The organism is Bacillus sp. bc15, from assembly GCF_900142585.1.
GTDB classification, from domain to species: domain Bacteria; phylum Bacillota; class Bacilli; order Bacillales; family Bacillaceae_G; genus Bacillus_A; species Bacillus_A cereus.
In genome coordinates this window covers 16,688-37,117 of record NZ_FRBJ01000015.1, presented here as the reverse complement: position 1 = coordinate 37,117, position 20,430 = coordinate 16,688, and the positions used below count along the sequence as shown (strand labels likewise).

Below are 20,430 nucleotides of genomic sequence, written 5' to 3'. Positions count from 1 at the left end.
ACTCTTTGTTTCTATAGCATAAATGTCGTGTCCTCTTATGAAACTTGTACATATTGTATGTATACGAAGTAAAAAAATTGATAGGAGATTTTATATGCAAAACAGATCGAGTTCAAATGTTACGTTTATTGATGTGTCTCATTGGGAAGGGAATATTGATTGGAATGCAGTGAAGGCATCTGGAATTCCAGCAGCGTATGCAAAAGCGACAGAAGGTGTAAATTACATTGATCCTACTTTTACTAAAAATGTACAAGCAGCCCGAAGTGCGAATGTATTAATTGGTGCATACCATTTTGCACGTCCAGAACAAAATGATGCAATTTCAGAGGCGAAATATTTTGTGAGTATATTACAAAGTAACCAGACAGACTTAATGCCAGTTCTGGATTTAGAATCACCAAAAGATCCGAGTAATAGTAATTTAACTGGTAGCGCTATATCGAATTGGGCAAGAAGCTTCATAAATTATGTGAAACAGGCTACTGGAAAAGATGTAATGTTATATACAGGAGTTTGGTATATTAATGAGTTCGGAATTAGCGGATTAAGTGATATTCCACTTTGGATTGCTAAATACTCGAGTACACCGCCTGCTGATGCTGGTGGATGGACAGCGTGGACAGCATGGCAGTACACAGATTCTGGACAAATTTCAGGTGTAGGAAATTGTGATGTATCAGCTGCAGTTTCACTAGAAGCTTTACAAGGGAATGGAGCAAGTGGTGGAGGGAATGTTTCTCCGCCTAATAATGCAACTCCAGTGTACGGGGTTGCTATAATTAATGGAGATAATGTGAATTTGAGAAGTGGACCATCTTTGCAGTCTAGTATAATTCGCCAATTGAATCGTGGCGAAACATATGAAGTTTGGGGAGAACAAGATGGATGGCTTTGTTTAGGGACAAATCAGTGGGTATATAATGATCCGAGTTATATTCAGTATAAACATTATGTGGCGACTATTACTGGTGATAATGTAAATTTACGTGACGCTCCATCATTAAAAGGAAATGTTATAAGACAGTTACATCATGGTGAATCGTATCGAGTATGGAGTAAGCAAGATGGATGGCTTTGCTTAGGGACAAATCAATGGATATACTACGATCCAAGTTATATTCAGTATGGTGTACAATAGAGTGAAAATAAAAGGTGCCCCGTCAGAGGTGCCTTTTATCCCGCATTAACTGGCGGTAAGACCCCCACCTCAAAATTCAGCGGAAGCAAAGAAGTTAGGGGGGATCAATTGCCAGTAAACGCCCGATTGGTTCAACTAATAATCAGTGGGGAAGGAACAAAACCCCCACTGATTAAAGTTTCACTTTATTAAAAATATACAACTTTTACAAAGTCTATATCGAAACCATAGTATACTATAGTAGATATATTTTAAAAAATAATAGAAAATGAAATAAAGGGGTAAAAATATGAATTATGTGCTAATAGGTGCGGTTTTAATATTATTAGCTGTAGTATTTGTGCTGTTTTATAAAAATAAACAGTTAGAATCAGAGAGTCAGCAAGTAGAATTTGAAAAGAAACAAGCAATTGAAACGTATGAAAACGAAATTGCAGCTACGGTGATAGAGCATAAAGAACAACAAAATAATTTAAAAAATATGGAACAGAAAAAATACAATGATTTACAAGTAAGTGCAAATAGAGAAATTGAAAATATGCGTATGATGAAAAATCAATTAGCTATGCAACATAGTAAAGAACGTAGTGAAATACAAAATAAACATAATAACGAAATACATATGTTTCAAAAATTAATTGCAAATTTACGAGAATATACTAAAAACGGCGCTGAAATGAATACGTATGAAACATTACATTATATGAAGCGAGGATTCATAGAGCAAGGCATCATATTAGATGCTGAAATTGAAATCATGCCGAATGTTTTTATTAAAAATAATAGTGAAATAAACGATAATCGAATCCATCATCTCATCTTGTGCAAAACTGGTATTTATCTACTTGAGACGAAAGAATGGGAAGAGAAATTAATTCATGGTTTAACGAAAGAAAATGCTGGTATATATTCATTTATGATTGATGAAATGGGTAAGTATCAACAAGAAGTTGAAAAAGAAGAGACGTTTGAATATATAGTAGGTAAAGATTCGTCAACTATGCAAGTGAAAAATGAAGGAAATCCAGTATATAAGGCGAAGAAACTATCTCAAATTTTATACAATTGTTTGAAAGAAATGCAGGCTAATAGTATAAAAGAAAAGGTAAAACCAGTTGTATATTTTTATAATGAAAATGGAAAAGAAATAATAGATCTTTCTAGTGAGGAAACACCTAGATTAAAAGATCGGGAGCAAATTGTAACGTTCTTCAGAAATGAAATCTTAGCAGGGAAAGTAGTATATACAGTGCAAGAATTAGAACAGATTCGAGAAATGATTAGCCGGATGAATTATATAGTGAGTTAAAAGGGGAGATCTTTCTGAACGCTATGCTACGTGGCATTTTGTATGTCTATTTTTGTTTGTATATAGTAATGTACATTGTATTTATATTCGTCATTGATATGGTCCATATACCCTTAAGTGTAAGGAGCATTTTTGTAGTATTCATACCATTTGTTTTATTAGTCATGATTCAAAGGGCTATTTTATATGTTTCTAAAAATCGTAATGAAGAAAAGAAGCAAATGTTGGGGGTTTTAATAGTAGCACTCATACCATTAATAGTGTGCACTGTACAACTAAGTGTAAATGAATATACATCAAAGTTTAATCAAAATAGATGGTTAAATCATGCAGATAAGCGGGTACATATGGTAGATGATCTATTACAAAAATATAAATTAATAGGGAAATCAAATGAAGAAATTATCCAATTGTTAGGAGTTCCAACGGAAACGAGAAGTGGGGAAGAAGGAGTTACCACTTTGTATTATCTTGGGACTGAACGTGGCTTTATTCCAATAGATAGCGAACAGCTTGTTTTACAATTTGATAGAGATGGAAAAGTCATGTAATATACGGTGCATAAAGATTAAAGAAACGTAGAGGGAAGCTATATGTTATAGCTTCTTTTTTATTTTTCAATATGTCACGGAAGGGGGAGAAGGTTTTTGAGTGGAATAAGGAATGAAAGCGGAGGTGATGCATATATATAGATGCATTGGGTGATTATTAGTCCGATTGGTGAGGGGTAATAATTAATAAGTACGGACAAAAACCCCACTCATTAAAGTTTCACTTTATCATATTGTATAAATGAAAAGGAGGTAAGACGGTGAAAGCAATCCCGACTGATGTCCTGAGTAAAGAATTGATGGAAAGAGAAGGAGTTATCTCTATTACAGTAAAGGAATTTGAAAAGATAGAAGTAGCTGGAGTGGTGGTCGCTGGTCCAGCAGTTATTTTGATTAATCAAGATTAAGTACATATCATTGAAATAAAAAGCATCCATCTAGGATGCTTTTTATTTGTATGTAAGGATAAATATGATGGATAATTGTGTTACTGGAGGGAAAGTCTGTGGCAATAATTATAACAATGTTAGTAATGGGTATTTTATTAGGATTTGTTGGAGCTGGAGGAGCTGGGTTTATTATCGCGATACTCACTTTAGTATTCCAAATTCCTATTCATGTTGCTCTTGCAACATCTTTAACTGCAATGGCATTTACGACATTATCAGGTGTTGTAAGTCATTACCGTGAAGGCAATGTTGCACTTATTATAGGCGGGATTGTTGGGGGATTTGGCGCAATTGGCTCTTATATTGGTTCTAAATTTGGTTCACTTATACCAGCACATCTTCTTCATTGGTTTACAGCTGGGATGTTATTTTTATCGGCAATTTTTATGTTTATTAAATTAATTATGTTCCAAAACAAAGAAAAGTCGTCTTTATATAAACATAAAGAGTTTTCTGTGAACTACTTGTTGAAATGTGTATGCCTTGGATTAGTTACTGGAATGATGGCTGGTTCATTTGGGATTGGTTCTGCACCGTTTATTCAACTTGGATTAATGGTTCTATTGGGACTTACAATTCAGCAATCTGTAGGGACAACAATGCTTGTTATATTACCGATTGCAATTGGAGGCGGGATAGGATATAGTTCGGAAGGATATTTAGATTATATATTGTTATTACAAGTATTGATTGGGACCATGTTAGGGGCATACATTGGCGCGAAGTTTACAAATTATGCACCGCGAACGCTTTTGAGGTTTTCGATGATTATGACACCGGTTTTAGCTGGTTGTATGCTATTGATGGAATAAAGTGAAATTATAATCAGTAGGGGGTTACTGCTTACAAATAGCGGGATAAAATTAATATAGCAAACTATTAATATATTTTACGAATGAATTATATAGGTAATTCATATTTCCCATATAAAAGGATTTGTTTTAATATTATGAGTGTAAAGTTCGAGTATTCGAAGTACTACTTGAATTATATCCCTATCCCTTTTCTAAAAATGCGAACAAGTTTTGCCCTATTCTATTCAATAGTTAATTGCATAGAAATATATTGTTCGATGACCATTATGGAACGTACATAATGGGAAAATCCCGATCCTTAAAGAGGATGCCCCTAATCTTCATGTGAAAATATGATCGGATATGAAAGCTGACCAATTTATGGTCAGCTTTCTTTTTGTTCGAAATTTATTTCTTCTTTAATTTCTGTTTGCAATAATACAGTTTTTCCGAAGCGACGTTTGCATTCCGCGCGCACTTTTTCAAGGGCTAGTAGCTGAGTAGTGGCGGGAACTGTGACAATAGCTTGGCGAGGTTTTCGATTTTCTTCACAAAAGACACATTCCACAACATAATTAGAAATCATATTTTCATCCTTCCAGTTTTAATTTCTAAGAAGGGATTGTCTATGAAGTTGATGTAACTTTTCGTCATTGTTTTATTATTTTCCTCTTTTTTTCAAGGGGAAAATAATAAAGAAGGCGAATTTTAGTAGGGGAGGGATGTTTATGGAGAGATGGATAGGTAGTGCAGCGGTATGTGTAAATGAAAGAAATGAAGTTTTAATGGTACTGCAGGGCAAAGAGGGAGAAGAAAAAAGGTGGTCTGTCCCAAGTGGAGGACTTGAAAAGGGAGAGACACTAGAAGAATGTTGTATCAGGGAAGTTTGGGAAGAAACAGGTTACAATGTGGAAGTTGTAAATAAAATATATGAAAAAGAGGGTATTACATACGGTGTTCCAGTGTATGTCCATTATTATTTTGTTAAACAAATAGGCGGTAATATGAAAATCCAAGACCCTGATGAGTTAATACATGAAATTGCTTGGAAAGGGATACATGAAGTTGAACAATTGTGTTTAGCTTTTCCAGAGGATTATGAATTGCTGTGCCAATATATAGATAAAGAAGCAAGTATGTAAATACTTGCTTCTTTAATGTATCCAAGACAAGAAAAGCGGAACGATAACTAAACTAGCGCCTGCTGTTAAAAGCATAGATAAACTTGCAATTGTTCCTTCCACAGGACCGATTTCGAATGCTTTTGATGTACCGGTTCCATTTGCGCTTGTTCCTAACATAATACCTTTTGCGATTGCTGTTTTAATACGGCAAATACGTATGAGAGAAGGGCCGAGCAATGCTCCTGTTAAGGCAGTTAAAACGACAAATACAGCAGTTAATTGTGACATACCACCAATCATTTCTGAAATAGCCATTGCGATTGGTGTTGTTACGATATGTGGCGCTAAACTATGTTCTAGTGATGAATCAATTTGAAAATAATTTGCTAGTAGTGCTGAAGTAATGACTGATAAAAACGAACCGACAATGACATTAAGTAAGATAGCCATTCCATGTTTCTTTAATAAATCAAAGTATTTATAGATTGGCCATGCAAAAGCAACTGTTGCGGGTTTTAATAATTCAGTTAACCAGTGACCACCAGATTCATATGTTTCATAAGGTGTATCTAATCCGAGCAATAAAGCAATTAAAATAATGGGACAGACGAGAAGAGGAGAAAGTAGACTCCAATTCCAACGTTGATACATTTTTTTTGATAGCCAATATGTGAATAGTGTTAATAGTAAACAAAGAAATCCGATCATTGCGTTGATCCTTTCCGCTTTAGTAGCAATTCTGTTAAAAGTCCTGTAACTAAGGTAACGCAAAGAGTGCTAATCATAATAATTAAAATGAGATCGATTCCATATTGTGTTAGTGTATCTCTGTAACGTATGACAGCGACTGCAGAAGGGATGAAAAATAAAATAAGTTCTTTTAATAAAAAATCTGCTCCGTCCTGTATCCATTCTTTTTTAACTAGGTTAAATTTTAATGAAATTAATAATAAAAAAATACCGATTATACTTCCTGGAACTGGGAGGTGTGCCTGTTTTGCAATCCATTCACCTGTCCAAGCGAAACAAAATAGTAATAAAATTTGTCCGCTTAACTTCCACCATTTCATACAGTAACCACCTCTTTCTTTTTTTACATAAAAATTGTAAAAAAGAATTAACAATTTCTACTATACGTTCATTCAAAATATTTGTCTAATATATAAATTATATGTTATTAATATATTAGACATATTAATCGAAAGTGAAAAGGGTGTCCAAAAATGGAATTACGGCATTTGCAATATTTTGTTGTTGTGGCAGAAGAGTTACACTTTGGACGGGCGGCTGCTCGTTTACAAATGACACAACCACCACTTAGTCAACAAATACAGCAATTAGAAAAAGAAATGGGAGTTACATTATTTTCAAGAACGAAAAGAAAGGTTGAACTAACAGAAGCAGGAGAAATGTTTTTAAAAGAAGTAAAAAAGGCGTTTGAACAAATTGAAAAAGCAGTAGAAGTTGCACAAAGTGCGCAAAGGGGAGAAGTAGGATCACTTTCAATTGGTTTTGTAGGTGCGGCGATATATGATATTTTACCATCAATTGTTAGGGAATATAGAAAAAAATTTCCGAGAGTGTCTGTTGCATTACATGAATTGTCAACACCAGATCAAGTTCATGCACTTCATGATAACCGTATCGATATTGGCTTTTTACGTCCACCAATTCCAACACAATTATTAGAATTAGAGCCAATTCAAAGGTTATCTTGCACCTTATGTTTACCAAAGGCACATCCACTTGCAGAGAAAGATGAAATACATATAGAAGATTTACGAGATGAGCCGTTTGTATTTATTACGAGACCAGTATGGCCAGCTTTGTATGATACAATTTTATCTCTTTGCAGAGAAGTTGGATTTAGTCCGCGTATTGTACAAGAAGCAACAGAGTATCAAACAGTTATGGGGCTTGTAGCAGCAGGGATTGGAATTACAGTAATACCCGTGTCGGCAAATAAGTTATATAAAACAGAAGTTGTATATAAAGAGTTATATGATTCTAATTTTGTTGCAGAAATGTCAGTGGCTTACAAAAAAATGAATAGTAATCCAGAGCTACTAGAGTTTTTAAAAATTGCAAGAGAGAAGAAAAGAATAGAAGTAGAAGATGAGCAATAGTAGTAACAGAATATGGATTTAATTCAAATTCATAAAAGTACACCTTATTAAACAATAAAGCGGAAATGCAACTTAAGTTGCATTTCCGCTTTATTGTTCTTTTTTTAGCTCGATACTAAATAGATAAACGTGTTCATTTTCTTTTAAGAGTAGATCAATACCTGTTTCTTCATCAATGGTAGGAACGCTTACAGTTTCTTTACTGGTTTGGATTACAGCAGCTAAAGTTGTTTTTTGATTGTATTTTAAATTTTTTATAGATTGGATTGTAGTAGTTGCAGAGCTATTTACGCTTGGTGGCGCTTCTTCAGGAACAAGTGTTGAACCACCTTCAATATTCAGATACCACTGCCTTTTTTCTTGTATATCTTTATCGAATTGGAAATGTGGTGGTAAAAAAGAAAGCTTTACTTTCTTTTTTGAAAAATGTGAGGTAGCTATATTAGCAATTTCTTTTGTTTTTTTACCATTGTTATAATAATCAATTGTAGCATTTATTTCATCTTTATCATTTTTAAGAGTAACGTTATAAAACATGCTATTTCCTTCTTGAAAAGGAGTCATTTGTAAAATAGAAGCTTGCTCTTTTGTTAATTTGTATGGCTCAACAATGGCAACTTCATTGTTTTTTATTTGGCTACAACTTGTGAGTAATAATAAACACAAGATTGATAGTAATTTTATACGCATGCAATCTCCTCCTTTTTACAATTATATTTTAAATGTGATTTTTTATCATTTCGTTTTCTAGGACTAAAGACTTAGAAGAAATTCCGATTGTAGTGCGATGTTTAAAATGTCATATTTTTATACACTAGTAGTATAGAATGCGTATGTAATAAGGTAGGGGAAGAATTTTATGTCTTTATGTCGGTTAGCGAGAAAAAATATTAGAACATTTGCTACCAAAAGGATGAAGCAATTTATGTGGATTGCTATGAGTACTATGATTTTGTTTTTTATGATATCGTTACAATTTAATGAAGGAGCTATTTTGAAAGTAGGGGATGCATTTGTATTTCAAATGTATTTTTACACACTGTTTATTGTACTAATTTTCATATGTATTTTTACTACATATAAAATGATGTACTCCCTTTTGCTAGTGAGGAGAGAGGAGTTTACATCTTATGTAGCAGAAAATATAAAAAGAAAAGAAGTACTATGTTTATTATGTCAGGAGCAATTATTCATTTATGGAGCAGCGTTTGTTTTTGGATTAGTTAATGGGATGTTATTTTTAAAATTATTTACGGTTATCTTTATGAAAATCGCAGGGATACAAGGAGTAAATAGTGCGCCAATTACAATATATGCAGTTGTAATTATTAGTGTAATTATGATGACTGTCGTTTTAATATCGATGATGCAATGTTATCGATTTGTTCGAAGTTTAAAAGATGAAAATTCGTTGCGGTTTAAAGAAAGGGCATGAGAAATCATGCTTTTTTCTATTTTACACGTAAAAATAATCATGTTACAGTGAAAAGACCTGACAAAGAATGGGAAGGAAAGGTTGTATAGAATGACAAATGAACAATCAATTGTAAAAGTCGATCGGTTAACGAAGCGAATCGGCTCAAAGACACTTGTACAAAATATTAGTTTTGAAGTGAAAAAAGGCGAGGTTGTCGGTTTACTCGGACCAAACGGTGCTGGAAAAACGACTTTAATGAGAATGATGGTTGGTATGATCCGTATGACAGAAGGTGAAGTATGGATTGATGGTCAATCTGTGAAACAGCAATTTGAAAAAACCGCTGCGAAAATTGGGGCGGTAATTGAGACACCCGAATTTTATCCTTTTTTGAGCGGGTATGAAAATTTAACATATTTCGGACGAATGAATGGTAATGTGACCGAAGAGCGTATCGATGAAGTAGTGAAATTGTTAGGAATGGGACAAGTAATTAATCGTAAAGTAAAGGCATATTCACTCGGCATGAGACAACGTTTAGGAATCGCTCAGGCGCTTATTCACGATCCGGATGTGTTGGTACTAGATGAACCGACGAATGGATTAGACCCTAGTGGAATACATGAAATGAGAATGTATATAAAAAAAATTGCACATGAACAAGGAAAAGCTGTACTTGTATCAAGTCACTTACTTTCAGAAGTTGAATTAATGTGTGACAGAGTTATCATTATTCAGCACGGGGAATATGTGGCTACGCAAAATATTCAGCATAGTCAAAGTGAAGAGATGGAGACGATCCGTATACGTGTAGATGATGCGAATAAAGCAGCGGAAATGTTAGGGCATGATGTTTTAGTAAAGGATAATGAATTAATTATTAACGTAAAAGATGAAGAAATCCCAAATGTTATTCGTACATTGCTTGAGAAAAATATTCAAGTGTATCGTGTATATGAAGAAAGAAAAACGTTAGAAGAGCAATTTTTAGAATTAACAGGGGGAAAAGATATTGTTTAATTTAGTATATAACGAACTGTATAAAATATTTAAGCGGAAGCGAACGATTATTCCATTTGCGGTTATTGCAGTATTAATAATCGGATTAGGGTGGGTTACGGTAAAGTATTTTGAACCGGAAACAAAAGGATGGAAAGTAGATTATACAGAACGTACTGTAGAAATTGAGAAAAAGCTTGGCATGAAAAAAGAGGCTATTTTAGCAGAAAAATCAGGGGATGAGCTTGTAAAAGAATACCAGCTTAAGATGAAGCATTTAGATACGGATACAGCACCGGCAAGCAGTTCTCCACTTTCTTTCATGAGAGATACAGGTTTTATCGTATTTCCAATTTTGCTCCCATTTATCCTCGTGTATGCAAGTACAATTTTTGCGAATGAATATAGCTGGGGAACATATAAATTTTTAACAATCCGTCCGGCGAGTCGATTTAAAATTTTAACAGCAAAGTTTTTAGCAATCGTTATATTTGCAGCTTTATTGTTTATATTTAATATGATTTTCTCCGCTTTATGTGGACTTGTTATTTATAAATTCCAACAGCCTGCATGGAGTGAGTTTATTTTCCAAGATGGAAATATAATAAAACAAAATATTTTTGTGGAAGCAAGTAAATATTATGTTTTATCGTGGTTACCAACGGTTGTGTATGCATCGTTTGCATTTATGATTTCTGTGTTAACGAGATCTAGTGGAGGTGCAATTGGTATTTCACTATTCCTTGCTTTATCAGGCAATATTGCGTTATTAGCAGCCACTAGATATAACTGGGCGAAATATTTATTGCCAGCAAACACAGATTTATATAGTATTTCAAAGAATGGAAGTTTTATTGATGGAGTAACATTCCCGTTTGCATCATGTATGTTACTACTTTATTTGTTCGTATTTTTATGTATTTCATATACTGTGTTTTTAAAACGTGATTTAACTTAATAAGAAAAGCCGTTCAGGGTGCTGAGATGCACTTCGAACGGCTTTTTTTATGAGAATTGTTTAAGTGCTCTTTCGGCTAGTAAAGCAAAGTATTCGGCACTTATAGGCAGTGCCTCTTCATTAATTGTAAAAGCAGGATGATGCCATTCATGTGTACCGCTCGTTCCCATAAAGACGAATGAACCTGGTATTTCCTGTTGGTAAAATGAAAAATCTTCTCCAGCCATTGACGGACTAGGCGAGATGATATTAAGGTTCATCTTTGTGGCAACTTGAGTAGATAAGTCTGTAAGAGCTTTATCGTTGTGAACAGCAGGAGGACCTGAAAAAAAACGGAATTCCGTTTTTACACCTAATGCATCAGATACACCTTTAATAATACGCTCCATGAGTGCTGGGATCTTTTCACGTGTTTCAGCTTGGAACGTGCGAATCGTTCCTTCTAACGTAGCTTTTTCAGGAATCACGTTCCACGTATTTCCTGCATGAATATTTGTAACACTAACAACCGCATTATGAGATGAACTTATATTTCGGCTTACAATTGTTTGCAGTGCCATCACAAGTTGAGAGGATGCGACAATAGGATCTACGCCAGCATCTGGTACAGCCGCGTGTGTACCAACTCCGTGAATTTCAATTTCAAATCGATCAACTCCGGCCATCAGTGGACCATTTTTAATGCCAATTGTACCTACTGGTAAATCAGGTTTATTATGCATGCCGAAAATCGCTTGCACATTACGTAAATGTCCAGCATCAATAACTTTGCAAGCGCCATTACTACTTTCTTCAGCTGGTTGGAATATGAAGCGAATCGTTCCATTTAGGGAAGATTCTCTTTCTTTTAATAAGAAAGCAGTACCTAAAATAGCAGCTGTATGAAAATCGTGTCCACAAGCATGCATTTTCCCTCGTACTTTAGATGCATAGGACAAATGTGTTTCTTCTTGAATAGGAAGGGCATCAATATCAGCACGAACTGCTACAATTGGCCCGTTTTTATTACCAGACACTTCAGCGATAATTCCTGTTTCTAAATTGGAATCAATGATAGTAATGTTTTTCTCTTCTAACCAATTTTTTATTGCTTTTGTTGTTTCGAACTCTTCATATGATAGTTCTGGATACTCATGTAAATGTCGACGGATGGAAATAAGTTTTTCTTTTAGTTGATTTGAAATAGATACCATGTAGTATGCCTTCTTTCTTCAGCAAAATATTTACCATAAGTATACAACAATAAAAGAGAGGATTCTCAAATGAAAATCCTCTCTCGTTTATCCCATAAAAGCCCGATTGGTTCAACTAATTAAAGTTTCACTTTATGCTACGACTTTTTTATGCGTAGGATGTTTACGATAACGTCCACGCATTGCGTATGCAATTTGCGGGATTGCAATCCCAATTAATATAAGTGATACACCGAACCATTGTGAAGATAGTACAGCCTCTTTTAAAACGAATACGGACATAATTGTTGTAACTGGTAGTTCCGCTGCACCAAGAATAGTCGCTAAGCCAGAACCGATTTTTGGAATCCCGATTGTAAAGGCAATAGATGGAATGACGATACTAAATGTTCCTAATCCTAAACCGTATTTCCAAAGACCTTGAGAAATGGCACCATTAAAAATAAATGTTGGTGGGAATACAATCATGACTAAAGTTAAAGCACCAGTCATTAAGAGAACACCGCGCGGTAATGAAGGTACTTCAACGGCAACTTTTCCGCTCACGAAAATGTATGTTGCGAATGTAACAGCAGATAATAAACCTAAAATGATTCCAGTCGTATCGAAAGCACCTGCTGATTGTTCTAGTAAACCACTGGATAAAAATGTCCCTACAAGTAAGAAAATAACAGAAATAACTTTTTCTCTTGAAGGTAAAGTTTTTGTTGCGACTGCTTCAATGATAATTCCGACCCAAACGAATTGGAATAAAAGAATAATTGCAATAGAAGCTGGTACAGTTTTTAATGAAGCATAATAAAAAATTCCGGTAAAACTTGCAGATGTTCCTGCAACGAATAAAAGTAATGCTTGCTTTAAAGGAACGCGATGTCTAGAAAATAGAAGTGTAATAGCAAGCAAAATAATCCAACCGAACAAATATTGGCTGCCAATTACCTCTCCAAGTGAAAATCCTTCTGCATATGCAAGCTTAACAAAAATAGCTAAAATTCCATAACTACACGCTCCTAATAAAACTAAAAGAGAATAACGAAGCATGAAAAATTCCTCCCATCTATATGAAGTTGTTCCGTATCGAAAATATATAACTAGAGGGAAGTATACAAAATTAGAAATAAAGGGTCAAATGAAAGAAAAGTATGACATTTTATAGAATAATAATAAAAGTATGATATTTATGCATAATCTTGAAATTATTAATAGTAGAAGTATTATAAAATCAACTTTGTATTGTATAGAGACAGCATTTGAAAAAAATAATTTTTAAACAAATATGTAAATAGGCGTACTAGTAGCGTGCTAATTATTTGAGAAACTATGTTACCTTTGTTATGTTAATAACAATTAAAGGAGTTTCATAATGCATTTGAGTTTTTTCTATATAATAGAAGGAAATGAAAACGTTTTATTAGAAACTGTGAGAAAATATGTTTTTTCTTATTGCCACGTTGTAAAAGTGATTTCACGAATTGTTCATAGTATTTTTATGTGTTTTTGTTACAATATTTAGGGAGAGGAGTGGAATGATGCAAGATATTAGTATTTTTTTAGCGTTTGGCGCCGGGTTCTTATCATTTATTTCCCCATGTTGCTTACCGCTTTATCCGGCATTTTTATCGTACATAACAGGTATGTCGGTTTCTGAATTGAAAGAAGAAAATGCAATGCTTCGCAAAAGAAGTATGATACATACAGCGTTTTTCTTACTTGGATTTTCAATTATATTTATTGCAATTGGATTTGGTACAAGTTTTATTGGAGGAATCTTTACTGACTATAAAGATTTAATCAGACAGTTAGGTGGTATCTTTATCATCGTGTTCGGTTTAATTATTGTCGGAGTGTTTAAGCCGAAATTTTTAATGCAAGACCGTAAATTTACATTTAAAAATCGTCCAAGTGGCTATTTTGGATCAGTACTAATTGGATTAGCTTTTGCAGCAGGGTGGACGCCATGTACCGGACCAATTCTAGTGTCCGTAATTGGATTAGCAGCAACAAATCCAGAATCAGCAATGATATACATGATTGCTTACATACTTGGATTTGCAATCCCGTTTTTCGTACTGTCATTCTTTATTACGAAAATGTCTTGGATTAAAAGAAATAGTATGGCCTTCATGAAAGTCGGAGGATACATTATGATTGTTATGGGTGTCTTCCTATACTTTAACTGGATGACGAAAATTATCGTATATTTCTCAAGTTTATTTGGTGGTTTTACCGGTTTTTAGTATTATTCTGCGAAAATGTTGGAAATACTAACGGAAAAGCATATAATGAAAGTATATTTTGCATATAGCCACAAAAAAGGATGAGAAAATATGAACATAGTTGTTTTATCCAGTATCGTTGCTGTTTGTATGGCTGTCGGTGCGATGTTTATTCGTTTAAAAGCAGCTAAGAAACCTGCAACATTGAAAAAAATTATACTTCCACCATTTTTTATGAGTACGGGCGCATTGATGTATGTTTTTCCTGAATTTCGATTAACTCCAGCAGAAATGTTAGAAGCAATTGGTGTCGGTTTGATTTTCTCTATTTTTCTTATTAAAACATCTAAGTTTGAAATTAGAGGACAAGAGATTTATTTGAAGCGTTCAAAAGCCTTTGTTTTTATATTAATTGGATTACTTGTAGTGCGGATTGTATTTAAAACATACTTAAGCCAATCTCTTGATTTAGGACAACTTAGTGGCATGTTCTACTTACTTGCGTTTGCGATGATTGTGTCATGGAGAATTGCAATGTACCGTTCCTTTACGAAATTACAGAAGGAAATGGAAAAAGAAGATGGTTTTTATAATGAAAAAGATATGAAGCTAACTTAAAAACTGTATATGTACCAAATAAAAAGACAGCGTTAAAGGCGCTGTCTTTTTTATCGAAAATAATATGGAGTTACTTTGCGAGTAAAGATTGATAGTTAGAATAATCAATCTTTTTTTCTTGTAGTTTTTTAATTAAAAATTTATGATCACGCTTTGGTGTGGCAATGATATATCCTTTAATAATTAAGTCTTGTGTAATTTGAGAGGCGTTTTCTTGTAATGCAAGTTCCCCGATTTTTCCAGCAATCTTTGATTTTGCAACATCGCGAAATAGTTCTGGAACAGGGCTTACAAGCTCTTCTAACAATTGTTTTTGTTCGTCAGCCCATAAATGTCTCGTTTTATTTATGTAGTGTTCTTCCCAATCCAAAATGGACATGCCGTCTTCTTTTGGTAATCGTTTTAAAAATTTTCTGAACATAAAGTATCCACCGATAGACATAAGCCCTAATAAAATAACCGTCCATAATACAATGAACCAACTGAACCATCCTTCGAGCAAGCATATCCCCCCTTAATGATAGCGGTTTTCTTTTATTCATATTATATACAGTGAGATTCATAGAAAGCAAGAACGCTTGGTCATTTTGACCAAGCGTTATAGTTTAAACGAAGTATAGTTGTTCAACACATAAATTATTATTATCGTCTTCAACATACTCAATAATAAGTGTGCCAACTTTACGATCTTTATCTTCAGTTGTGAAAATAGAGTAAGAAGTAAAACGTGTTTTTGATAGGCCGCTTATATGTGTAGGTAAAGAAATGTAGTCGTTATCGCGGAAGAATTCCATCAGTTCAATATCCTCAAATTCTTTTCGGTCAACTTGTTTGTTTGTATAGCGGCGTTGAAGTTGTTTTAAAGACTCATTCCAAGAAATTGCTTTTGTGTCGTATACCATTGTTCTATCTCCTTACTGTATGTAATCATTAAGAACATACGTTCTAATCTAGTATACTCTTTTTATTCGAAAAGGGAAAGCAAAAAATAATGTAAGCTTGGATTTCCAAGCTTACATTATTGATGCGTCCGTCATAATCTCTATTTTTTATTATAAGTTAGATAGGAATAAGAAACAAGATGATATATATAATGTTGAGAGTTTTAAAAATTCTGTATATTATAGGTGTACTAAAGTGTAAGGGAATGAGAGGTATGGTATACGTAATTTCACTGCAAGGGCCGATGGCTAGCGGAAAAACAACATTGGCTAAAAGGTTAGAGAGATGTGGGCTTTCGGTTATATATGAAAATCCTTATCCAATTGTAGAAAAGCGAAAGCAATTAAATTTGGATATGAATTCAAAAGAAGGGTTTATCATAAATCAAAAAATGTTTATCGAAGCAAAAATTAAGGAGTTTCAAAATGTGAAAGGTTCAGTCGTAATTTTTGATCGCGGACCAGAAGACATTGAGTTTTTTACACTCTTTTATCCAACGATTATAGGGGAAGAGTGGGATATAGAAGCTGAATTGAAAGGTGAATTATATAAATTAAGAGAATGTCGTTCAGATGCCATTTTTTATTTAGATGTGACGAAAAAGAATGTATATGATAGAAAAAATAACGATAGGACAAGAAAACGAAGTACATTTGAGGAGCAATTTAAATTAGTAGAAACGGAAAAAGATTGGTATAAACAATTTCCTGTAACTTATTTGGATACGAATAGATTAACAGTGGACGATCTAGAGGTATATTTTATGTACTGGTTAAAGGAGAGAGGACTATGAAAAAAATACTTTTATTTGTATACCCAACATTTGCAGAGTTTGAAATAACAGTAGCAACGGCATTGCTGAAAACGAAGTATGAAATCATAACAGCGGGCTTAACAAAAGAATTGATTATAAGTGAAACTGGGTTGCAAGTGCAGCCACATATAGAAGTAAGTAAAGTACGTGTAGATGAGTATGAGGGGATACTTATTCCAGGTGGAGAAGAAGTACAGTTGGAAGATGCAAAATCTCTTTTTTCAATCATTCGTCAATTTCATGAACAAGAAAAATTAGTGGCGGCAATTTGCGCTGGACCGTATGCGCTAGCAAAAGCGGGCTTATTTAAGGGGATTTCTTATACTGCGACTATAGATTATCAAAAGTTCGATTGTTTTCCAATAGAAAATTTCGTGTATAAAGAAGTTGTGCAACACTCAAATATCATTACAGCACAAGGGCATGCATTTGTACCATTCGGAATAGCAATTGCCTCTTATTTTGGAGTGGCAGACGAACATAATACCAATTTTTATGGTGGTAAAGGCAATGTAGTAATGGAGAAACTTTTACGAGAAAACGTGTAAAAGCTAGCAAATGCTAGCTTTTTTCTTTTTGACATCGATAAATTGCTAACGTTTTCGGATCGCGCCATATACCGTTATGAAGTGATAATTCATTTTCTACTTCTTCTTTTAGCCATTCCTTCATTTCCGCGTGAAGATATGTATTATCAGGTATATTTAGCGACGGAAACATGCTAGAAATATAGTTTACTATTGGAGTAGCATGATGAAAAACGAGCGCATTATGAATAACTGTTTCTTCAACAGTTGGAAAAACGGATTGTAATATCTCTTTACCGTTTTCTAAACAAAATGGAGTGACTGATGATGTTGTTTTCGGTAAATCAAATGCGTCTAACATGCGGTTACACATTTCAACTATACGAGGTAGTGTAACGCTAGAATTTGTTGTAGCTAAAAGTGAGCCGCCGGGACGAATTACTTTATGGAATCCTTGAATTGTTTTTTCAACATCTTTCATGTGATATAACATATGTCTTGCGATTATTAGGTCATAATAATTTGTTTCGAAAGGGAGTTTACTAGCATCCCCTCGTTTCCATTCTATTAAGTTATTTGTCTTAGCAGCCTCAGCAAGCATAGCTTCGGATTGATCCAATCCGGTTAATGGGCCTTTATGACCATTTGTTTGTAAAAGGGAAAGGAATTTTCCACTAGCACATCCAACCTCTAATATGTTTTCTTCCCCTTGAAGTTGTAAATGTTTAATGACAATCGTATCTAAATCTACGTGTTTTTCTTCGTAATGTGTATGTGTGTCGATGCGTGTTTGTAAATGGTTGCTAACGTTATATTGACGTTTTACATCATTCATTTTTTCACATTCCACCTTCGTGCAAAATTGCTGAATCGCATGTGTTAATACGTCGGTTTTCTTTAAACCTTCGTAATGGAGTGCAGTTTCAAACCTTGCAAGTAATTTTTCTTCAATTCGAAAATGAATATCTTTTCGCTTCGTCATTGAAATCTCGCCCCTTTGCATCTGTTAGTGAGACTATAGCATGCTTGGAAAAATTGTGTAAATAATTTGTGTGCACAAATGGAGGGGATGAAAAAATTGTTTGAATGTGAGTTTAAACTATTGACGATTTAACCGTTTTCATATATTCTTAAATTAAGTAATATTCAAATAATTCAAAAGAAATGAGAGAGTCACATGCTTCTTCAAGGAACACATCGAATTGGTCGTATGGCCATGCTGTTGGCACTTGCGGATGAAAATGAAAGTCCTGTATTATCCATTCCAAAAGGTTGGAAGTATTGTACGGGGAAAGTGGGTTCGATGAATTCGCAAAAGGTTGTCGCAGCAATGGAAACAGCGGCTAAGAGCAACCAAGTTATTGAAACAGACGTTTACAGAGAAACACATGCACTTTATCATGCAATTATGGAAGCTTTGTACGGAGTGACGAGAGGTCAAATTCAGTTAGCAGACGTTCTTCGTACAGTAGGACTTCGGTTTGCGATTGTGCGCGGTACACCATACGACGGAAAAAAAGAAGGCGAATGGGTTGCTGTTGCGCTTTATGGAACGATTGGTGCACCTGTAAAAGGATCTGAGCATGAGGCGATTGGTTTAGGAATTAATCACATATGATTTGCCCATAGTCTATTAGTTAGAAGGGGGCCTTACTTTTTTAGGACAGAAGTCTGTCTTAAAAAGATAAGGTCCCCTTTTGCCTTTTTAAGGAGGAAAAATGATGATTACGTTAACAGGACATACATTGACAGTTGAAGAAATGAAGAGGTTATTACTTGAAGGAGAAGGTGTAACAGCTTGTCCAACTAGTATGCAAAAGGTAGCAGAATGCCGCGAAGTAGTTGAGAAAATCGTAGAAGACGGAAAAGTCGTTTACGGTATTACAACTGGATTTGGAAAATTTAGTGATGTGCTTATCCAAAAAGATGATGTAAAGGCACTTCAGCATAATTTAATTCAGTCACATGCATGTGGGATAGGCGATCCATTCCCAGAAGAAGTATCACGCGGTATGTTAATTTTACGAGCGAACACGATGCTTAAAGGAGTATCTGGTGTTAGACCGCTCGTTGTAAATATGCTTCTTGAGTTTGTAAACCGTAAGATTCACCCAGTCGTTCCGCAACAAGGTTCACTTGGTGCGAGTGGAGATTTGGCACCTTTATCTCATCTTGCGCTCGTATTATTAGGCGAAGGTGAAGTGTTCTATAAGGGGAAACGCGTTCATGCAATGGTTGCTCTTACAGAAGAAGGGCTTGAGCCAATTGAACTTGAAGCGAAAGAAGGTCTTGCATTAATTAATGGTACGCAGGCGATGACAGCGCAAGGAGTTCTTTCTTATATAGAAGCAGAAGCAACGGCGTATCAAGCTGAACTAATTGCTTCGATGACAATTGAAGGGTTACAAGGCATTATTGATGCATTTGATGAAAATGTTCATAAAGCACGTGGTTATAAAGAGCAAGTGGATGTAGCAAGCAGAATTCGTGACATTCTTCATGATAGTAAGTTAACAACAAAACAAGGAGAACTACGTGTACAGGATGCCTATTCACTTCGTTGTATCCCGCAAGTACACGGTGCTTCTTGGCAAGTTTTGAATTATGTGAAAGAAAAATTAGAAATTGAAATGAATGCCGCAACAGATAATCCGCTAATCTTTGATGGCGGGGAAAAAGTAATTTCAGGTGGTAACTTCCACGGTCAACCGATTGCGTTTGCGATGGACTTCTTAAAAGTAGGAATGGCGGAACTTGCAAATATTTCGGAGCGCCGTATTGAGCGCTTAGTAAACCCGCAATTAAATGATTTACCACCATTTTTAAGTCCAGAACCAGGACTACAGTCTGGTGTGATGATTATGCAGTATGCAGCAGCATCACTTGTTTCTGAAAATAAAACATTAGCACATCCAGCGAGTGTAGATTCAATCCCGTCGTCAGCTAACCAAGAAGATCACGTAAGTATGGGAACAATTGCTTCACGCCATGCACATCAAATTATTCAAAATGCAAGACGTGTTCTTTCAATTGAGATGATTTGTGCGATGCAAGCGGCAGAATATCGCGGGATTGAAAACATGAGTACAGTGACGAAGAGCTTCTACCATCAAGGGCGTCAGCAAGTACCATCTATTACAAATGATCGCATCTTCTCAACGGATATTGAAAATATTGCACATTGGTTAAAAACGAATTATTCGATAAAAGAAAGATTGGATGTAAACGCAGCACTATAAAACGAGAAAAGGG

26 protein-coding genes are annotated in these 20,430 nt (G+C 34.7%); 17 read left to right on the top strand and 9 right to left on the bottom strand.

What is annotated here, in order from left to right; all coding sequences use genetic code 11:
- The first annotated feature begins 94 nt into the window (after positions 1-94).
- From BUA87_RS27290 to BUA87_RS27270, 5 genes are all read left to right on the top strand, one after another.
- Complete coding sequence (locus tag BUA87_RS27290) at positions 95-1,141, top strand: GH25 family lysozyme (RefSeq protein WP_001181401.1); 1,047 nt, start codon at positions 95-97, stop codon at positions 1,139-1,141.
- Between the two features lie 289 nt (positions 1,142-1,430).
- Positions 1,431-2,450, top strand: a complete 1,020-nt coding sequence (locus tag BUA87_RS27280) for an NERD domain-containing protein (RefSeq protein WP_063548385.1) — start codon at positions 1,431-1,433, stop codon at positions 2,448-2,450.
- A 23-nt stretch (positions 2,451-2,473) separates the two neighbouring features.
- Positions 2,474-3,001, top strand: a complete 528-nt coding sequence (locus BUA87_RS27275; protein ID WP_072941428.1) for a hypothetical protein — start codon at positions 2,474-2,476, stop codon at positions 2,999-3,001.
- 260 nt (positions 3,002-3,261) lie between these two features.
- Complete coding sequence (locus tag BUA87_RS30700; protein ID WP_000644411.1) at positions 3,262-3,408, top strand: BC1881 family protein; 147 nt, start codon at positions 3,262-3,264, stop codon at positions 3,406-3,408.
- A 98-nt stretch (positions 3,409-3,506) separates the two neighbouring features.
- The gene (locus BUA87_RS27270) at positions 3,507-4,262 is read left to right on the top strand and encodes a sulfite exporter TauE/SafE family protein (RefSeq protein WP_000974667.1); all 756 of its coding nucleotides are present in this window, start codon (positions 3,507-3,509) and stop codon (positions 4,260-4,262) included.
- Positions 4,263-4,629: 367 nt separating this feature from the next.
- Here the strand turns inward: BUA87_RS27270 and BUA87_RS27265 are convergent, their stop codons facing one another.
- Positions 4,630-4,830 (bottom strand): DUF3903 domain-containing protein, encoded by a 201-nt coding sequence (locus tag BUA87_RS27265; RefSeq protein WP_065229210.1) that lies wholly within the window; start codon positions 4,828-4,830, stop codon positions 4,630-4,632.
- A gap of 142 nt (positions 4,831-4,972) precedes the next feature.
- On the opposite strand from BUA87_RS27265, the gene BUA87_RS27260 reads away from it, so the two are divergent.
- Complete coding sequence (locus tag BUA87_RS27260) at positions 4,973-5,386, top strand: NUDIX hydrolase (RefSeq protein ID WP_000442982.1); 414 nt, start codon at positions 4,973-4,975, stop codon at positions 5,384-5,386.
- Between the two features lie 12 nt (positions 5,387-5,398).
- On the opposite strand, the gene BUA87_RS27255 is transcribed toward BUA87_RS27260, so the two are convergent.
- Positions 5,399-6,076, bottom strand: coding sequence for an LrgB family protein (locus BUA87_RS27255; RefSeq protein WP_000578965.1), 678 nt, complete (start codon positions 6,074-6,076; stop codon positions 5,399-5,401).
- Entirely contained in the window at positions 6,073-6,438 is a 366-nt protein-coding gene (locus BUA87_RS27250) for a CidA/LrgA family holin-like protein (RefSeq protein ID WP_000872365.1), read from the bottom strand. The genes BUA87_RS27255 and BUA87_RS27250 overlap by 4 nt, the downstream gene beginning before the upstream one ends.
- 153 nt (positions 6,439-6,591) lie before the next feature.
- On the opposite strand from BUA87_RS27250, the gene alsR reads away from it, so the two are divergent.
- Entirely contained in the window at positions 6,592-7,494 is a 903-nt protein-coding gene (alsR, locus tag BUA87_RS27245) for an acetoin biosynthesis transcriptional regulator AlsR (RefSeq protein ID WP_000423235.1), read from the top strand.
- A gap of 90 nt (positions 7,495-7,584) precedes the next feature.
- On the opposite strand, the gene BUA87_RS27240 is transcribed toward alsR, so the two are convergent.
- Positions 7,585-8,184 carry a hypothetical protein gene (locus BUA87_RS27240; RefSeq protein ID WP_023522779.1) on the bottom strand — a complete coding sequence of 200 codons (600 nt, stop codon included), beginning with the start codon at positions 8,182-8,184 and terminating at the stop codon, positions 7,585-7,587.
- A gap of 169 nt (positions 8,185-8,353) precedes the next feature.
- Between BUA87_RS27240 and BUA87_RS27235 the strand changes: the two genes are divergently transcribed.
- The 3 genes from BUA87_RS27235 (at position 8,354) to BUA87_RS27225 (ending at position 10,868) form a co-directional block, all read left to right on the top strand.
- Complete coding sequence (locus BUA87_RS27235; RefSeq protein ID WP_065229209.1) at positions 8,354-8,929, top strand: ABC transporter permease; 576 nt, start codon at positions 8,354-8,356, stop codon at positions 8,927-8,929.
- Positions 8,930-9,019: 90 nt separating this feature from the next.
- The gene (locus BUA87_RS27230) at positions 9,020-9,931 is read left to right on the top strand and encodes an ABC transporter ATP-binding protein (RefSeq protein ID WP_000180626.1); all 912 of its coding nucleotides are present in this window, start codon (positions 9,020-9,022) and stop codon (positions 9,929-9,931) included.
- Positions 9,924-10,868: an ABC transporter permease gene (locus tag BUA87_RS27225; RefSeq protein WP_000482759.1), complete on the top strand. Its 945-nt coding sequence runs from the start codon at positions 9,924-9,926 to the stop codon at positions 10,866-10,868. Before BUA87_RS27230 ends, BUA87_RS27225 begins: the two co-directional genes overlap by 8 nt.
- A gap of 47 nt (positions 10,869-10,915) precedes the next feature.
- Here BUA87_RS27225 and BUA87_RS27220 read toward each other — a convergent pair whose 3' ends face one another.
- Both BUA87_RS27220 and BUA87_RS27215 read right to left on the bottom strand, forming a co-directional pair.
- Positions 10,916-12,061 carry a M20 peptidase aminoacylase family protein gene (locus BUA87_RS27220; RefSeq protein ID WP_065224084.1) on the bottom strand — a complete coding sequence of 382 codons (1,146 nt, stop codon included), beginning with the start codon at positions 12,059-12,061 and terminating at the stop codon, positions 10,916-10,918.
- Positions 12,062-12,193: 132 nt separating this feature from the next.
- Positions 12,194-13,102: an EamA family transporter gene (locus BUA87_RS27215; protein WP_072941424.1), complete on the bottom strand. Its 909-nt coding sequence runs from the start codon at positions 13,100-13,102 to the stop codon at positions 12,194-12,196.
- Positions 13,103-13,424: 322 nt separating this feature from the next.
- On the opposite strand from BUA87_RS27215, the gene BUA87_RS32185 reads away from it, so the two are divergent.
- The 3 genes from BUA87_RS32185 (at position 13,425) to BUA87_RS27200 (ending at position 14,895) form a co-directional block, all read left to right on the top strand.
- Positions 13,425-13,574, top strand: coding sequence for a hypothetical protein (locus BUA87_RS32185; RefSeq protein ID WP_002152557.1), 150 nt, complete (start codon positions 13,425-13,427; stop codon positions 13,572-13,574).
- Between the two features lie 16 nt (positions 13,575-13,590).
- Positions 13,591-14,298, top strand: coding sequence for a cytochrome c-type biogenesis protein CcdA (ccdA, locus tag BUA87_RS27205; RefSeq protein WP_001152676.1), 708 nt, complete (start codon positions 13,591-13,593; stop codon positions 14,296-14,298).
- 90 nt (positions 14,299-14,388) lie between these two features.
- On the top strand, positions 14,389-14,895 hold the full coding sequence (locus BUA87_RS27200; RefSeq protein ID WP_065229208.1) for a CcdC family protein: 507 nt from the start codon (positions 14,389-14,391) through the stop codon (positions 14,893-14,895).
- A gap of 70 nt (positions 14,896-14,965) precedes the next feature.
- On the opposite strand, the gene BUA87_RS27195 is transcribed toward BUA87_RS27200, so the two are convergent.
- Both BUA87_RS27195 and BUA87_RS27190 read right to left on the bottom strand, forming a co-directional pair.
- Positions 14,966-15,397 (bottom strand): DUF2621 domain-containing protein, encoded by a 432-nt coding sequence (locus tag BUA87_RS27195; RefSeq protein WP_000889371.1) that lies wholly within the window; start codon positions 15,395-15,397, stop codon positions 14,966-14,968.
- Between the two features lie 103 nt (positions 15,398-15,500).
- On the bottom strand, positions 15,501-15,797 hold the full coding sequence (locus BUA87_RS27190) for a hypothetical protein (RefSeq protein WP_000262400.1): 297 nt from the start codon (positions 15,795-15,797) through the stop codon (positions 15,501-15,503).
- 245 nt (positions 15,798-16,042) lie between these two features.
- Between BUA87_RS27190 and BUA87_RS27180 the strand changes: the two genes are divergently transcribed.
- Positions 16,043-16,630, top strand: coding sequence for an AAA family ATPase (locus BUA87_RS27180; RefSeq protein ID WP_072941421.1), 588 nt, complete (start codon positions 16,043-16,045; stop codon positions 16,628-16,630).
- Entirely contained in the window at positions 16,627-17,199 is a 573-nt protein-coding gene (locus BUA87_RS27175; RefSeq protein ID WP_071714697.1) for a DJ-1/PfpI family protein, read from the top strand. The genes BUA87_RS27180 and BUA87_RS27175 overlap by 4 nt, the downstream gene beginning before the upstream one ends.
- Before the next feature lie 13 nt (positions 17,200-17,212).
- On the opposite strand, the gene BUA87_RS27170 is transcribed toward BUA87_RS27175, so the two are convergent.
- Complete coding sequence (locus tag BUA87_RS27170) at positions 17,213-18,160, bottom strand: class I SAM-dependent methyltransferase (protein WP_071731652.1); 948 nt, start codon at positions 18,158-18,160, stop codon at positions 17,213-17,215.
- Positions 18,161-18,355: 195 nt separating this feature from the next.
- On the opposite strand from BUA87_RS27170, the gene hutP reads away from it, so the two are divergent.
- Positions 18,356-18,796 carry a hut operon transcriptional regulator HutP gene (hutP, locus tag BUA87_RS27165; protein WP_000926516.1) on the top strand — a complete coding sequence of 147 codons (441 nt, stop codon included), beginning with the start codon at positions 18,356-18,358 and terminating at the stop codon, positions 18,794-18,796.
- A gap of 103 nt (positions 18,797-18,899) precedes the next feature.
- The gene (gene hutH, locus BUA87_RS27160; protein WP_072941418.1) at positions 18,900-20,417 is read left to right on the top strand and encodes a histidine ammonia-lyase; all 1,518 of its coding nucleotides are present in this window, start codon (positions 18,900-18,902) and stop codon (positions 20,415-20,417) included.
- Positions 20,418-20,430 lie beyond the last annotated feature (13 nt).

What these genes read in the sequence shown, in the direction of transcription:
- BUA87_RS27290 (WP_001181401.1), top strand. Translation starts at nt 95, where the DNA reads ATGCAAAACAGATCGAGTTCAAATGTTACGTTTATTGATGTGTCTCAT.
- BUA87_RS27280 (WP_063548385.1), top strand. Translation starts at nt 1,431, where the DNA reads ATGAATTATGTGCTAATAGGTGCGGTTTTAATATTATTAGCTGTAGTA.
- BUA87_RS27275 (WP_072941428.1), top strand. Translation starts at nt 2,474, where the DNA reads ATGCTACGTGGCATTTTGTATGTCTATTTTTGTTTGTATATAGTAATG.
- BUA87_RS27265 (WP_065229210.1), bottom strand. Translation starts at nt 4,830, where the DNA reads ATGATTTCTAATTATGTTGTGGAATGTGTCTTTTGTGAAGAAAATCGA.
- BUA87_RS27260 (WP_000442982.1), top strand. Translation starts at nt 4,973, where the DNA reads ATGGAGAGATGGATAGGTAGTGCAGCGGTATGTGTAAATGAAAGAAAT.
- BUA87_RS27255 (WP_000578965.1), bottom strand. Translation starts at nt 6,076, where the DNA reads ATGATCGGATTTCTTTGTTTACTATTAACACTATTCACATATTGGCTA.
- BUA87_RS27250 (WP_000872365.1), bottom strand. Translation starts at nt 6,438, where the DNA reads ATGAAATGGTGGAAGTTAAGCGGACAAATTTTATTACTATTTTGTTTC.
- alsR (WP_000423235.1), top strand. Translation starts at nt 6,592, where the DNA reads ATGGAATTACGGCATTTGCAATATTTTGTTGTTGTGGCAGAAGAGTTA.
- BUA87_RS27240 (WP_023522779.1), bottom strand. Translation starts at nt 8,184, where the DNA reads ATGCGTATAAAATTACTATCAATCTTGTGTTTATTATTACTCACAAGT.
- BUA87_RS27235 (WP_065229209.1), top strand. Translation starts at nt 8,354, where the DNA reads ATGTCTTTATGTCGGTTAGCGAGAAAAAATATTAGAACATTTGCTACC.
- BUA87_RS27230 (WP_000180626.1), top strand. Translation starts at nt 9,020, where the DNA reads ATGACAAATGAACAATCAATTGTAAAAGTCGATCGGTTAACGAAGCGA.
- BUA87_RS27220 (WP_065224084.1), bottom strand. Translation starts at nt 12,061, where the DNA reads ATGGTATCTATTTCAAATCAACTAAAAGAAAAACTTATTTCCATCCGT.
- BUA87_RS27215 (WP_072941424.1), bottom strand. Translation starts at nt 13,102, where the DNA reads ATGCTTCGTTATTCTCTTTTAGTTTTATTAGGAGCGTGTAGTTATGGA.
- BUA87_RS32185 (WP_002152557.1), top strand. Translation starts at nt 13,425, where the DNA reads ATGCATTTGAGTTTTTTCTATATAATAGAAGGAAATGAAAACGTTTTA.
- ccdA (WP_001152676.1), top strand. Translation starts at nt 13,591, where the DNA reads ATGCAAGATATTAGTATTTTTTTAGCGTTTGGCGCCGGGTTCTTATCA.
- BUA87_RS27200 (WP_065229208.1), top strand. Translation starts at nt 14,389, where the DNA reads ATGAACATAGTTGTTTTATCCAGTATCGTTGCTGTTTGTATGGCTGTC.
- BUA87_RS27190 (WP_000262400.1), bottom strand. Translation starts at nt 15,797, where the DNA reads ATGGTATACGACACAAAAGCAATTTCTTGGAATGAGTCTTTAAAACAA.
- BUA87_RS27180 (WP_072941421.1), top strand. Translation starts at nt 16,043, where the DNA reads ATGAGAGGTATGGTATACGTAATTTCACTGCAAGGGCCGATGGCTAGC.
- BUA87_RS27175 (WP_071714697.1), top strand. Translation starts at nt 16,627, where the DNA reads ATGAAAAAAATACTTTTATTTGTATACCCAACATTTGCAGAGTTTGAA.
- BUA87_RS27170 (WP_071731652.1), bottom strand. Translation starts at nt 18,160, where the DNA reads ATGACGAAGCGAAAAGATATTCATTTTCGAATTGAAGAAAAATTACTT.
- hutP (WP_000926516.1), top strand. Translation starts at nt 18,356, where the DNA reads ATGCTTCTTCAAGGAACACATCGAATTGGTCGTATGGCCATGCTGTTG.
- hutH (WP_072941418.1), top strand. Translation starts at nt 18,900, where the DNA reads ATGATTACGTTAACAGGACATACATTGACAGTTGAAGAAATGAAGAGG.